The sequence below is a fragment of the Corynebacterium kutscheri genome (assembly GCF_000980835.1).
Classification (GTDB): domain Bacteria; phylum Actinomycetota; class Actinomycetes; order Mycobacteriales; family Mycobacteriaceae; genus Corynebacterium; species Corynebacterium kutscheri.
In genome coordinates this window covers 2,323,453-2,336,149 of sequence record NZ_CP011312.1, presented here as the reverse complement: position 1 = coordinate 2,336,149, position 12,697 = coordinate 2,323,453, and the positions used below count along the sequence as shown (strand labels likewise).

General features: G+C 44.9%; 14 protein-coding genes. 6 read left to right on the top strand and 8 right to left on the bottom strand.

All coding sequences use genetic code 11. The features are described 5' to 3' along the window. Positions 1 to 133 precede the first annotated feature (133 nt). The 4 genes from UL82_RS10470 to UL82_RS10455 all read left to right on the top strand — a co-directional run bounded on the left by UL82_RS10470 (position 134) and on the right by UL82_RS10455 (position 3,560). Positions 134 to 1,582 carry a CCA tRNA nucleotidyltransferase gene (locus UL82_RS10470; protein WP_046440951.1) on the top strand — a complete coding sequence of 483 codons (1,449 nt, stop codon included), beginning with the start codon at positions 134 to 136 and terminating at the stop codon, positions 1,580 to 1,582. A gap of 22 nt (positions 1,583 to 1,604) precedes the next feature. Further along, on the top strand, positions 1,605 to 2,213 hold the full coding sequence (locus UL82_RS10465) for a YqgE/AlgH family protein (RefSeq protein ID WP_046440949.1): 609 nt from the start codon (positions 1,605 to 1,607) through the stop codon (positions 2,211 to 2,213). Positions 2,214 to 2,343: 130 nt separating this feature from the next. After that, complete coding sequence (locus UL82_RS10460) at positions 2,344 to 3,204, top strand: AzlC family ABC transporter permease (protein WP_083966479.1); 861 nt, start codon at positions 2,344 to 2,346, stop codon at positions 3,202 to 3,204. Then, positions 3,204 to 3,560, top strand: coding sequence for a branched-chain amino acid transporter permease (locus UL82_RS10455; RefSeq protein ID WP_046440947.1), 357 nt, complete (start codon positions 3,204 to 3,206; stop codon positions 3,558 to 3,560). Before UL82_RS10460 ends, UL82_RS10455 begins: the two co-directional genes overlap by 1 nt. A 373-nt stretch (positions 3,561 to 3,933) precedes the next feature. On the opposite strand, the gene UL82_RS10450 is transcribed toward UL82_RS10455, so the two are convergent. From UL82_RS10450 to UL82_RS10435, 4 genes are all read right to left on the bottom strand, one after another. After that, positions 3,934 to 4,254, bottom strand: a complete 321-nt coding sequence (locus tag UL82_RS10450) for a hypothetical protein (RefSeq protein ID WP_046440946.1) — start codon at positions 4,252 to 4,254, stop codon at positions 3,934 to 3,936. Then, complete coding sequence (locus tag UL82_RS10445; protein WP_046440944.1) at positions 4,251 to 5,243, bottom strand: bile acid:sodium symporter family protein; 993 nt, start codon at positions 5,241 to 5,243, stop codon at positions 4,251 to 4,253. Before UL82_RS10445 ends, UL82_RS10450 begins: the two co-directional genes overlap by 4 nt. Before the next feature lie 76 nt (positions 5,244 to 5,319). Continuing rightward, positions 5,320 to 5,697 carry a Rieske (2Fe-2S) protein gene (locus UL82_RS10440; protein WP_046440941.1) on the bottom strand — a complete coding sequence of 126 codons (378 nt, stop codon included), beginning with the start codon at positions 5,695 to 5,697 and terminating at the stop codon, positions 5,320 to 5,322. A gap of 351 nt (positions 5,698 to 6,048) precedes the next feature. After that, the gene (locus UL82_RS10435; RefSeq protein WP_046440939.1) at positions 6,049 to 6,717 is read right to left on the bottom strand and encodes a DNA alkylation repair protein; all 669 of its coding nucleotides are present in this window, start codon (positions 6,715 to 6,717) and stop codon (positions 6,049 to 6,051) included. 461 nt (positions 6,718 to 7,178) lie between these two features. On the opposite strand from UL82_RS10435, the gene UL82_RS10430 reads away from it, so the two are divergent. Together UL82_RS10430 and UL82_RS10425 are read left to right on the top strand one after the other, a co-directional pair. Beyond that, positions 7,179 to 7,469 carry a hypothetical protein gene (locus tag UL82_RS10430; RefSeq protein ID WP_046440937.1) on the top strand — a complete coding sequence of 97 codons (291 nt, stop codon included), beginning with the start codon at positions 7,179 to 7,181 and terminating at the stop codon, positions 7,467 to 7,469. A 363-nt stretch (positions 7,470 to 7,832) separates the two neighbouring features. After that, entirely contained in the window at positions 7,833 to 8,060 is a 228-nt protein-coding gene (locus UL82_RS10425; RefSeq protein WP_046440936.1) for a hypothetical protein, read from the top strand. 122 nt (positions 8,061 to 8,182) lie between these two features. On the opposite strand, the gene trpA is transcribed toward UL82_RS10425, so the two are convergent. Genes trpA through trpD form a run of 4 tightly spaced genes read right to left on the bottom strand, consistent with a single transcriptional unit; the run spans position 8,183 to position 12,696 of the window. Next, complete coding sequence (trpA, locus tag UL82_RS10420; protein WP_046440934.1) at positions 8,183 to 9,022, bottom strand: tryptophan synthase subunit alpha; 840 nt, start codon at positions 9,020 to 9,022, stop codon at positions 8,183 to 8,185. Position 9,023: 1 nt separating this feature from the next. Further along, positions 9,024 to 10,262 (bottom strand): tryptophan synthase subunit beta, encoded by a 1,239-nt coding sequence (gene trpB / locus UL82_RS10415; RefSeq protein ID WP_046440932.1) that lies wholly within the window; start codon positions 10,260 to 10,262, stop codon positions 9,024 to 9,026. 9 nt (positions 10,263 to 10,271) lie between these two features. Next, positions 10,272 to 11,678 carry a bifunctional indole-3-glycerol-phosphate synthase TrpC/phosphoribosylanthranilate isomerase TrpF gene (gene trpCF / locus UL82_RS10410; protein WP_046440930.1) on the bottom strand — a complete coding sequence of 469 codons (1,407 nt, stop codon included), beginning with the start codon at positions 11,676 to 11,678 and terminating at the stop codon, positions 10,272 to 10,274. After that, positions 11,671 to 12,696 (bottom strand): anthranilate phosphoribosyltransferase, encoded by a 1,026-nt coding sequence (gene trpD / locus UL82_RS10405; protein ID WP_046440929.1) that lies wholly within the window; start codon positions 12,694 to 12,696, stop codon positions 11,671 to 11,673. Before trpD ends, trpCF begins: the two co-directional genes overlap by 8 nt. Between the last annotated feature and the right edge of the window lies 1 nt (position 12,697).

Sequence of the window (12,697 nt, the reverse complement as noted above, 5' to 3'; positions counted from 1 at the left end):
TTCTGTGTCGAGGAAACTAAAGAAACACTTTTCGTGTTTGAGTCTTCACTTTTTCTTTTTATTCGGGTGTGGCTAACACTTCTTTTGTTAGACAGCGGGTTCCTTTTCGCAGGTGATTTCAGTAGGTAGAATCATGCGAGTGAATTCTGAAAACACCGTCCCTTTTGCTCAAGCCCAAGAAGCTTTGGCTGCGCTGCGCCCTACTGTAGTTCCGTTAGCTCAGCTTTTTGTTGATCGTGGTCATCGACTTTATCTTGTGGGCGGGCCAGTACGCGATGTTTTCATAGGAAAAATCAGTAATGATTTAGACTTTACGACGGATGCTCGACCGCAGGTAATTCAGGAAATTCTAGATAATTATGCCGATGTGGTGTGGGATACTGGAATTGAATATGGCACAGTGTCGGCAGAAAAAGATCAACAGCAAATTGAGATCACGACTTTCCGTTCCGATAGTTATGATGGTCAATCGCGCAACCCGGAGGTGCGTTTCGGGGATCATTTAGACGGGGATCTTATTCGCCGTGATTTTAAAATTAATGCGATGGCAGTGGAAATTTGTGCCGATGGTGAGTTTATTTTTCATGACCCCATGGGTGGTTTGAGTGACCTTACAGCCATGCTTATTGATACCCCGACTGAACCTGAAATCAGTTTCCATGACGATCCTTTGCGTATGTTACGCGCGGCGCGGTTTAGTTCGCAGTTGGGTTTTAAAGTTGCTGATCGGGTGAAAAAAGCTATGACCGATATGGCTGCTGAGATTAACCGGATCACTGCTGAACGAGTGCGCGTAGAACTTGATAAGCTCATTTTAGGCATTGCCCCATGGGAGGGTATTGATCTTATGGTGGAAACCGGTTTGGCTGCCCATATCTACCCAGAGCTTCCCGCCTTGCAATTAGCTCAAGATGAACACCGCCAGCATAAGGATGTTTATGCTCATTCCTTACAGGTATTAAAGCAAGCGATTGATAAGGAAGATGGTCAGCCGGATTTGGTATTGCGTTGGGCTGCATTGGTGCATGATATTGGTAAACCAGATACGCGAGCATATAACGAAAATGGCCAGGTGAGTTTCCATCACCACGAGGTTATAGGTGCGAAGTTAGTACGTAAACGCATGCGTGCATTGAAGTACTCCAAGCAGATGATTGCTGATGTAAGTGAATTGGTATATCTGCATATGCGTTTTTATGGATTTTCTGAAAACCAGTGGACAGATTCTGCGGTACGTCGATACGCAACCGACGCTGGTTCGCTTTTGGATCGTCTACATAAACTGGTGCGTTCGGATTGTACGACTCGGAATAAAAAGAAAGCGGCTCGTTTGCACCGAGCTTATGATCATTTGGAAGAGCGCATTGCTGAGATTGCTAAGAAAGAAGATTTGGCTAAGGTGCGTCCGGATCTCGACGGTAATGAGATTATGCAGTTACTTGATTTAAAACCGGGTCCGCAGGTGGGTAAGGCATGGAGTTATCTTAAAGAATTACGTTTAGAACATGGTCCAATGCCGCGAGAAGAAGCCATTAAGCATCTGACTGCCTGGTGGGCACAACAAAAAGAGATAACAACATAAGGGATTAGAAGGGGCACTGATTATGGCTGAGGAGCTTTTTGGCAGCACATTATTTACTGCTGTCGAGCGAGAAGATCCTGCTGCGGGAATGTTATTGGTAGCAGCACCGGGATTAGATAATGAGTTTTTAACTAGAAGCGTTGTTTTGTTATTGGAATATTCGCATCGATTTACTGTTGGGATAAATCTCACTGCACGCAGTGAAACAGCTGTGTTTAATGTTCTACCTGAGTGGGCGTCATTTGCCGCTAAACCACAGGCAATATATATCGGTGGGGTGTTAGAACAACAAGCTGTGTTGGGGATAGGGGTAACAGCAACTGGTGTTGATATTGTCGCGGAACCTCATTTGGATCGGATTGCTAATCGGTTAGCAATGGTGGATTTACAAGCTGATCCTGAAGCTATGCGTAGCAAGCTTGATGGAATGCGTTTTTTCGCCGGTTTTATGCAGTGGCAACCAGGTGAGTTGGAAGCAGAGATTGAAAGTGGCGACTGGTTTGTTACCCCTGCTCTGCCAAGCGATGTTATTGCGCCGAGCAATATTGATGTCTGGGGCGAAATTATGCGTCGTCAAGGAATGCCTCTGGCAGTGTATTCGACTTTTCCAGAAAACATTAACGACAACTAAAGTAATCTCCAAGAAATACTTTTGCAGAACAACTCTTTGTGCAGATGTGTCTTTCTTTTAAGGGCTCTGTTCACAGAAGGTGGTCATTGCTTGTAGATAGTAGATTTTTAGCTTTTTAGAGAGAAAAAACATGGTTTCACGTGAAACTAGCGAAAATTATGATGCTGAGAATGAGGACACTCCCCCATTTTTACCATTGCCAGGTACACCAGAACAGGCTATTCAGTTCAGTCAAGATGAGTGTGCTTCTTTTAGTGCTCAACAAGAAATTCGTTATGGCTTAAAAGAAACCTGGGCGGTTGGAGTTGGACTGGTTCCACTTGGCCTTGCTTTTGGTCTTTTATTGAGTCAAACCGGATTTGCTTGGTGGTGGGCACCCATTTTCTCAATCATTATTTATGCCGGTTCTACGGAGTACCTTGCTCTGGGCCTTATTACTGGTGGTTTAGGGCCAATTTCTGCGGCATTGACTGGTTTTATGGTGAACTTCCGGCATCTTTTTTATGGCTTAACCTTTCCCCGCCAGGTATTAAAAAACCCATTAGCTCGTGGATATTCTGCTTATGCGCTTACCGATGAAAGCTATGCTATTGCCTCGGTATCGTATTCACGGCCAATGACTGCAGTTCGGTTGATGACTATCCAAATCACGTGTCATACAATGTGGGTTTTATCAGGTGTTGCCGGAGCGCTTATTGGCCAGGTTATTCCACCAGATATCCATGGCATGGATTTTGCCCTTACTGCGTTATTTGTGGTTCTAGCTTGGGAAGCATTCCAAATTAATAAGGATTTTTCATTACCGATCTGTGCCATTCTTTTTGCCCTAGGGGCAGTTATTCTTGCGCCAGCGCAGATGCTCATGATCGCTTTGAGTGCTTATTTTCTTTTTCTTGTGATGCGTTTCCGGTCACCGAAGGTTGATCGTCGGTTAAGTTGGCGCAGGGCAGAAAAACCGGAACAGTGTAGTTATGGCGAGGGCGAAAAATAATGATTGGTGCGGAATATGGACTTCCTGAAGGCGTGAGTTTAATTGGTACTCTCGCCGTGCTTATTCCTATTAGTGTGGTTACTTTTTTGCTACGTTGGCTTCCTTTTAGTGTGGTAAAAACCTTAAAAGGTAGCCCGTTTATGGGTCTGCTTTCGAAAACTATGCCTGTGGGGGTAATGACCGTATTGGTTGTTTATTGTTTGTATAACGCGCGCACCCTACCGGGAAATATACCAGTGGCACTTCTTGCTACAGCGGTAACTCTGGCCTTACACATGTGGCGACGTGACTCTGCCCTATCAATTATCGGCGGCACAGTGTTCTATATGCTTATGGTCAATATTGTTTTCGCTTGATAAAACTTGTGTAAAACGAATATCAGAGAAAATGCAAAGTCAAAGACTTCTATCAACGGTAGTTACGCATTGTTAACTCTTTCGGAATGAATGCGCAAAACTGGTATCTCATCAACTAATCACCTATCACGGGATATCGCATCCGATATGGAAAGAAAGAACCTCTTCAAAAAGAGATAAGTCTTTAGATTTAAGTATGTTTATCTGTGAACATCACAAGTGAAACAGTACATGCTTAAGCTCATGATGGATTATCAAAGCCATAAGTTACGAAAAATAAAAACTTCTTACTACTAAACCCCTACTGCAATAATTCTTAGCTGCAGTAGGGGTTGTATGCTCTGACAACACATATGAGGAGTGCAAAAAAGCTTTATTTCAAAGTGGGAAATTGGGTAATAGTTTGTTGCCAGAGAGTATCAAACTCTTTTTCTGAGAGTACTTCGGCAGTGACATCTGGGAAATCCCCATAGAGATCTGGATGTGGAACAATACGTTGCGGATCAGTTTGTAGTCCTGCACTAGTAGTAGGGGTTGCGCCACCATGAATAGTGCCATCGGGAGCAAGTTCAATAATGCGGATGAGCTGACAGGTGCGTGCATCAAGTGGACGTAATTGCGCAGTATGAATCACGCTGCCGGCACCTGGCACCTCTAGGGTGAGACGAATAAAAATATCAGAATGTTCACTCATAGGCTTACTCCTTGGCTCAGTTCTTCAGTGGGATCTTGCTTACTATAGCGGGTGGCAAGCCATGAGCAGATCATTAATTGCACTTGATGGAAAATCATCAGCGGCAAAATGAGTAGACCAACCTCAGTACTAGCAAAAATTACCGAGGCCATGGGTAAGCCGGTAGCTAGTGATTTTTTGGAACCACAAAAAGCAATAGCAATGCGATCTGCCCGAGAAAAGCGGAGTAATCGTGAGATCAGATTAGTTAGCCACAACATGAGGCAAACTAGTGCAATAGATAAAAGAGTAAGGAATACTATTTGTTGCACATTGATCTGTGACCAAATTCCTGCCACAATGCCGGCGGAAAAAGCCGAGTACACCACCATGGTAATTGAGCCGCGATCAACGATTTTTGTGCCCTTTTTCGCCGCAAAATCCGCGACCCAACGTCGACATAGCTGCCCTAGAATAAAAGGCAGTAAAAGTTGAATTGCAATATCAGCAAAAACTTTGCCATCGACATTGATATGTGCTTCGCTCACATTCGACATCAAAGCCATGACCAGTAGTGGAGTAAGTACAACGCCTAATAAATTGCTTATCGACGCACTGACGATCGCACCAGCAACGTTACCGCGCGCAATAGAAGTGAAGGCTACCGAGGATTGCACGGTCGAAGGCACTAAGGTGAGATACAAAATACCTAAGTACATAGACTCGCCAATCACATGGCCTAGAGGTTGAAGTATAAGGCCGATAATTGGGAAAAGCACAAAGGTAAAACACAAAATAGTAAGGTGCAATTTCCAATTTTTTAAGCCGTCGAGGGCTTCATTCGTCGATAATCGAGCGCCATAGAGGAAGAAGAGCACTGCGATAGCAACCTTAGTGGCAAGAGAAAACCACTGTGCGAATTCCCCTTGGGCTGGTGCAATAATTGCGACAATGACCGCAAGAATAATCAGCACAATAAGGACATCGACTTTTTTCAATCGAGTGAGCATAAGCTATAAGCATAGGCCGTTGAGTGCAGCGATGCCTATGCTTTTTAGTTCAATGTGGGCTAGCTCGTGATTGTAGTTAGCTTAGTTCAAGAGTATCGCCGTCATGGGTTATGGTTTTGGCAATCAGCGGGTCGCGAGCGAGACCTTCGATAACTGAACCATCGACGGTAGAAAAATGTGAATTATGCTTAGGACAAATTGCTACTTGTCCTTCAATGCGGTCAATCACACCATTTTGGTGGGTGCAGGCAGTGGAATAGGCTTTGTACTCCCCTGCTGTGGGCTGAGCAATAATAAAACTATCGACGATAATGGCACCACCAACTGGAACATCATCGGCGGCAACAGTTGTCGGTGGGTTTTCGCCACCACAGGCGGTAAGAAGCGCGCCAGCAAAAGTTGTTGCTGTTCCTAGAAGAAACATTCTGCGGCTGCACATGGGTGACTCAGACATAGCATAAGTATGACATGTCATATTTATAAACGACAGTTGTGGGTAAAAAATTCAACCGTCTGATTGAGTTCTCATTGCTTGCGAAAATATTTTTATAATTTATGGGCACGAGAGGGTCTTGAAGTATTTTTGTCACTGTTATTTAAATATTGTGCATTCCCCAGCTTTTTAATGGGAGGCAAAAACGGATAGAAATTCGTTTACTGCTAGTAACTAGTCCCCTAGTGGGTTATATATAGATGCAACACACTATGTTGAAAGCGGCCTATAAGAGTTGTAGATATTTAAGTAGTCCAAACTAATATATCGAAATAAGTAGCTTTAAAAATCTGAAGTTCTTGCAGTAAATTCCTATTGCGATAGTGGAGATTGGTGAGATGGAAGTGATCGCAAGGCCTCTCGGATACTTAGCGGTGCTAACACATCACTATATTTCTCAACAAAATTAATTACCCATTGTGGATTGGTTCGGGCATAATCCCGTAATGCCCAACCGATTGCTTTATTAATAAAGAATTCTTTGGTGTCAAGGTTTTGGGTAATAATGGCTTGAAGTAACTCAGTATTAGTTTTCTGCTTAAAACCTAGCTGATGGATAATACTTACTCGACGCAGCCAAATATTTTCTTCCTGTGACCACTTAAGCATTTGTTCTTTGGTAGCAATCTCTCCTATTGGCTTGGCTAAGGCATCGACACTGTCCCACCAAGAATTGCGGGTAACAAGAGAACCCAGCCATGGAATGTGGGTGGTGGTTAGATCTTTCCGGGCACGAATATAGTCGATAGCGACACTATGAAACTCCCGCTGTGGCATCTGCCAAGAAGCTTCTACATAGTTAACGTCGAAAGGTTCATTTTTCCATTGACGAAAAAGTTCTTTCACCGCTTTGCGACGATCGGGTGTTTTAATGCCCAGAAAATCATAGCGATTGCGCAAATAGGCTTTCATTTGTGCTGCATTTGCTTCATTGGCTAGAGGTCGTAGCACTTTTTCTATACTCGCTAGTTTTTCGCTCATGATTTCATACTATGGGTAAGCGGTCAATAAAAAACGGTTAGGGCGAGAATGGGTGGTCGCAGTGAGTGAAAATCCTTTATTTGGCATAGGACAGTTTTTTCTGGAGTGGAATTTATGCAGATAAAAGAAGCCCAAATTTTAAGAAAATAGAGAAAATAAACCCTGGAAACAAAAGATTGTGCCATTTTCCACTCATAATAAGTTCTGTAACCTACATAAAATAACCGAACGAAATAATATTAAAAATTACCCATTCTACCTGTGTAAACATATAGCTATATAAAGCCTGGGGTTGCACACTGTTGCTATGGAATATCAAAAAGTGACAAAAAATCTCAGGTTTGAAAAAGGAATCTATTAGGTTACTTTTAGTTTTTTAAAAAGAAGTGTAAATTTCTAAGTGCATTGATCAGATGCATTCACACTAATTTTTTCCACTCCTACTCAGAAAGAGTTCCATCTTGAAGATTCGCAAGATTACCCTCACTATTGCAGGCGCAACCATGTTAGCAGGTGCTGCTGCAGCGATTACTTCTGCACAGGCTGCTACCTATTCGCCAGAACCACGCTCGACTCAGTGGTGCCATGAGACTTTTGGTGAAAACCAGCATGATCTGTGCAACTACTATAACTGGGCTAGCGAGGCTGCTCGTGTACTACGTGCAGAAAATGATCCTCAGGCTGAGGATTATCAGTTCCAGGCAGATGAGGCTTTGCGTCGCCTTTATGCAGAAAAGAAGCAGGGTATCTAACTTCTGCTTCTGAGTATGTGAAGTTGCTAGCTAGTAAAGTTTAAAAACATTTGGGGTGTTTTTAGAGCTAGTTACTGATTTTTTCGTTACTTGTTGTGAGGGCCCTTACGTGTTTTCCTTTTTGGAGAACACGTAAGGGTTTTGGGTTTTTAGTATAGCCCTTGTGCTGTGGTGTGTGCATGGAAAACAACCTTTAGTTTTTATAAGGTATCTGGCGGTTGTTGTGGATACTAACTTTCCCACGCTAGTAAGAAAAGTGCTGTGTCTTGAGATCAGCTTAGTTCACTGTGATAGTCGTAGAAAACGTATAAGCTTATTCTGGTGTTTAAAGTTGTTTTTTGACGATGCGAAAGAATAAGAAAAATGAGTAGAAAACAAATTATTCTAGGTTTTGCTATTGCCCAGGTAATGTCTCTTATTGGTCTTTGGGCATCTGGGATATTTTCTGATGGAGCATCTCTAGCAATCATGGCACTAGCTATTTTGGGCTCGATAGTTATTGCTAGCGTAATTTGGCTAGTCGTTTATTTCTTTGTATATAGTGCACGGACGCAGAACAAAGATTCCTGGAACAAAAAACAGAAATACTAGATGCTTGCACGTTTTAACGCTTGGTTAGCGTATAAAACTGTTGTTAGAGCATATCTAATCTAATTTACAGAAAACACCACGACGTTATATCCGTGGTGTTTCGATGTTCAAGAATGAAAAACTTATTTTTTGGTTGCAGCCTTCATTGCGCGTACATAGTTGCTTAACTCTTTTTGAAGCGCTGGCATATCACTAATTATTGAAAGCTCAGGGTACTCCCCTTGGCAGTGTGATTCGATAATTGAGGTAATCGCTGAACCAGTAATAGCGCCAGCTGCACCAGCAGCCAATGCATCACGAACATGTTCTGGTTGAGAAATACCAAAACCTAACAGAATTGGTGCGCCGTCGAAACGCTTGATACCATCCACCACGTCACTTAAACCTGTTGTCTTGGAAGCACGCTCGGTACCAGTTACCCCATCACGAGAAATAGCATAAATATAACCACGTGAATGAGCCGCAACCTGAGCTAAAGTTTCCTCGCCTGCACGTGCCGGTGCAATAAAAATAGGGTCGATGGCAGCTTTTTTAGCAGCAGCAACAAAAGGTTCTGCCTCTCGTACCGGAACATCGGGTAGCAAAATGCTATCGGCACCAGCGTGAGCAAACGCGGCATAAAAATTATCTAGTCCGCGAGTAAATGCGATATTGCCATAAATCAACATGCCAATGGGGATCTCAGGAAAACGTTCGCGGATTTTTCGCACTAACTTTAGGCTGCTATCAACGGTAGCTCCATGTGCTAAGGCACGTAAATGAGAGCGCTGAATAGTTGGACCATCAGCTACCGGATCGGAGAATGGAACACCGATTTCTAAGGCATCGGCTCCGGCGTCGATAAGCGTTTCGATGATTGTCAGGCTGTCTTTTTCACTGGGATCGCCGAGCATAATGAAGGGGACGAAAGCGCCTTCATCGGATTGTGTGAGGCGAGCAAAAAGTTCTTGGTAGCGAGTCATGTTAATCCTTGAGAATCAGTGTTGGGTCGTTATCGAGCGTGGCACGCACATGATCGACATCTTTATCGCCGCGACCAGAAAGCGAAACCACAATGGTGATGTGCTCCTTGTTTTCCTCGGCGAGCGCAGCACGTTTGAGGGCATACGCAAATGCGTGTGAAGATTCCAAAGCCGGCAGAATTCCTTCTTTGCGGTTAAGTAGTTGGAAGGCAGCGAGTGCCTCAGCATCGGTGATCGCCACATAACGTGCTCGGCCGGTAGCGGCAAGATGGGCATGTTCGGGACCAACACCGGGATAATCCAAACCGGCAGAAATAGAATAGCTTTCCTCAACCTGTCCATCGCTGGTGCGCATAAGATAACTGCGCGCGCCATGAAGAATACCTACTGTGCCATTATTGATGGTTGCGCCGTGTTGACCGGAATCTAAACCAGCGCCGCCGGGTTCGGCGCCAATAAGTTCTACGCTTGGCTCGTCGATAAAGTCGGCAAAAATACCAATTGCATTTGATCCGCCACCAACACAGGCAACGACTACATCGGGAAGCCCACCGATACGTTCTTGTAATTGTGCTTTTGCTTCAGTAGAAATAATGCGATGAAACTCTTTAACGATGGTTGGGAAAGGATGCGGTCCGGCTGCAGTACCCAATAGATAATGGGACTCGTGGAAGGTAGCAGTCCAATCACGCAGTGCCTCATTCACGGCATCTTTAAGAGTGCCAGAACCAGAATCTACCGGCACAACTGTTGCGCCCATGAGTTGCATGCGATAAACGTTGGGTTGCTGGCGTTCTACATCTTTCACGCCCATATAAATGACACATTCTAAATTAAGTAGCGCGCAAGCAAGTGCGGTTGCGGTGCCGTGTTGGCCAGCTCCGGTTTCGGCGATAATCCGTTTTTTACCCATTCGTTTTGCAAGTAGCACTTGGCCAATAACCTGGTTGGTTTTGTGTGCTCCACCGTGAACTAGATCTTCTCGTTTCAAAAAGATACGTGCATATCCCCTCCCCTGTCCGTCGAGTGGTAGGTTGGAACACTCGGTGAGCGGTGTGGGACGACCAAGATAATCATGAAGGTAACCGGCAAGTTCTTCGTGGAAACTGGGATCGTTTTGTGCATCAACAAAGGCTTGCTCAAGTTGATCGAGTGCGGGTATGAGTGATTCGGGAACAAACTGACCGCCAAACTCGCCAAAGTAAGCGGGCAATAAGGTTTTAGACTGTGACTGAGTCATGAGAATCCTTTACTTGTGGAAGCGTCTTATGTGAGAAAAGAGACGGTGAATGGCACCGGCATCTTTATAACCGGGTTGATTGGGGTACTCTACGCCAGAATTAATATCTACTCCGGCAGCTCCAATGGCGAGTGCGGCATCAATATTGTCAATACCAATACCGCCGGCAAGTAGAATATGTGGGGCTAGATCTGCCGGAATGTGTGACCAATTGAAGCTCTTTCCTGTCCCGCCGGCACCATTATCGAGCACGAGCTTATCGACGCTATCAAGCAGGCTGCTGGCGATTATGGCAGGATCATGAAAGCTGTCAAAAGATAATGCGCGCCATAGTTCCACTTCTGTATCTACCTCGGAACGTACCTGTGTGATAAGTGCTTGTTCTTTTTCTAGACTGCCTTGATAAGGGGCATGGACTTGAATAGCAACAATGCCGGGCTGGATAAGTTCATGCCAATTTTTAGTGCGACGACTCACTGCTACGTAGTCGAGTCCAGGTTCCGCGGCGATGATTTTTTGCGATGTTTCACGTGAAACATTGCGAGGAGATGCTTCCTCAAAAATGAGACCGCCATAGATCGCGCCTACTGCACGAGCGACTTGGGCGGCCGAGTCGGAGGTAAGTCCACAGATTTTAGTGGTACCGTAGATCAATTTGCGAACAGCGCGATCAATATCGGGCTGACTGGTTAATTGGGAACCTACTAAAAAACCATCAACATATCCGGACAGTGCTCGCACAGTTGCGTTATCACGAATACCTGATTCGGCAATAACTACTGTCTCTTTGGGTAGCAGTTGGGCAAGCTCACCTGAGCGAGAAAGATCAATACTAAGATCGTGCAGATTGCGATGATTAATTCCGACAATTGTTGCGCCAAGAGCAATTGCTCTTTCCACTTCCTTCTTGTTAATAACTTCGGTGAGGATATCTAATCCTAGTGAATGCGCAAGGGTGGCAAGACGCGTATAGGTAGCATCATCAAGCACACTGAGCATAAGTAAAATGGCGTCGGCGCCAAAATACCGAGCTGCATAAATCTGAATATCGTCGATAATAAAGTCTTTACACAATACCGGAAGATGCGTAGAACTAGCCACCGTGGCTAGATGATCATAATCTCCACCGAAACGCTCTGGTTCGCAAAGAACTGAAATGCCTGCCGCATACTGTGAATAAATACGCGCAATATCACCGGGCTGATAGTGCTTACGGATTAACCCAAGCGATGGTGAAGCCGATTTACACTCCATAATGAAGTGTGGCTTATTGTTGGCGCGGAGATTTTGATACAGGGAACGTGTTGATGCTGGTAGTTGTGCACGATCAACATGGGCAATTCGTTGCTGAATCTCAGCAAGATGTTGGCGACGAGAAGAAACAATTTCTTCTAAAACAGTGGGAAGTTTATGCATTATATAGTGCTCCTTCCTGGGCGGTTAACCATTGGTCGACGGTGCCGTCGCTAAGTAAATCGAGAGCAAGCTCAACACCTTCTTTTATTGAATCAGTGCGACCATGAACATAAAAGATGGCACCTGCTGAGGCTGCAAGGGCGTCCCGATGTGCGGGTGTACCATGTCCGGCGAAAGTTTTTCGTAACATTTCGGCATTTTCGGCAGCGCTACCACCGGTGAGCTCATGAAGCGGATAGGTGTTCAGTCCGAGTGATTCCGGGGTGATCTCAAAGTGGCTGATCTCGCCGTGCTCATTGAGTTCCCATATTGTAGTGGCACCATGCAAAGCAATTTCATCCATCCCAGAACCATGGATCACTAGTGCACGACGACGACCCAAATCGCGAAATACCTCCGCAATAGTTTGTCCTAGTTGAGGATTAGCAATCCCCATGATCTGATACTCTGGGCGCACCGGCGAAAGAATCGGGCCCATGGTGTTAAAAATTGTGGGAACCTTCAATGCTTGTCGTACAGGTACTACATGTGCAACTGCTGGGTGGTAGGCAGGAGCAAAAAGAAAAGTGAAATGAGTATTATCTAGCTGACGCACCGCGGCATCGCAGTCCAAGGTAAGTGGAATGCCGAGCGCTTCTAAAACATCGGCCGAACCCGAACGAGAACTTACTGAACGATTGCCACATTTAATAACCTTTTGGCCTGCTGCGGCGGCAATCATTGAAGCACCCGTGGTGATATTAATAGTGTTCAGCCCATCTCCCCCAGTGCCAGCGGTATCAATAATTCCCTGTCCGGTTACCGGAAAAGGGCGTGCTACCGCTAAGAAGGCCTGGGCTACTCCACTGAGATCAGCTTTGGTTTCACCGCGAGTTCGAATAGTCGCAAGTAGTGCTGCGGTATGTACTGGATCGTATTCCCCTGCTGCCAATGGTTGAAAAACTTCGATAACTTCTTCGGTAGTAGGTGTTGGATTATCTAAAAAGCGAATAAAACGAGTTTGAGTTAAAGAGTCCATG

Bases quoted from the DNA above. Each gene is read 5' to 3' on its own strand.
- UL82_RS10460 (WP_083966479.1), top strand. From the start codon at position 2,344: ATGGTTTCACGTGAAACTAGCGAAAATTATGATGCTGAGAATGAGGAC.
- UL82_RS10425 (WP_046440936.1), top strand. From the start codon at position 7,833: ATGAGTAGAAAACAAATTATTCTAGGTTTTGCTATTGCCCAGGTAATG.
- UL82_RS10440 (WP_046440941.1), bottom strand. From the start codon at position 5,697: ATGTCTGAGTCACCCATGTGCAGCCGCAGAATGTTTCTTCTAGGAACA.
- trpB (WP_046440932.1), bottom strand. From the start codon at position 10,262: ATGACTCAGTCACAGTCTAAAACCTTATTGCCCGCTTACTTTGGCGAG.
- UL82_RS10465 (WP_046440949.1), top strand. From the start codon at position 1,605: ATGGCTGAGGAGCTTTTTGGCAGCACATTATTTACTGCTGTCGAGCGA.
- trpD (WP_046440929.1), bottom strand. From the start codon at position 12,696: ATGGACTCTTTAACTCAAACTCGTTTTATTCGCTTTTTAGATAATCCA.
- UL82_RS10450 (WP_046440946.1), bottom strand. From the start codon at position 4,254: ATGAGTGAACATTCTGATATTTTTATTCGTCTCACCCTAGAGGTGCCA.
- UL82_RS10470 (WP_046440951.1), top strand. From the start codon at position 134: ATGCGAGTGAATTCTGAAAACACCGTCCCTTTTGCTCAAGCCCAAGAA.
- UL82_RS10445 (WP_046440944.1), bottom strand. From the start codon at position 5,243: ATGCTCACTCGATTGAAAAAAGTCGATGTCCTTATTGTGCTGATTATT.
- UL82_RS10435 (WP_046440939.1), bottom strand. From the start codon at position 6,717: ATGAGCGAAAAACTAGCGAGTATAGAAAAAGTGCTACGACCTCTAGCC.
- trpA (WP_046440934.1), bottom strand. From the start codon at position 9,022: ATGACTCGCTACCAAGAACTTTTTGCTCGCCTCACACAATCCGATGAA.
- trpCF (WP_046440930.1), bottom strand. From the start codon at position 11,678: ATGCATAAACTTCCCACTGTTTTAGAAGAAATTGTTTCTTCTCGTCGC.
- UL82_RS10455 (WP_046440947.1), top strand. From the start codon at position 3,204: ATGATTGGTGCGGAATATGGACTTCCTGAAGGCGTGAGTTTAATTGGT.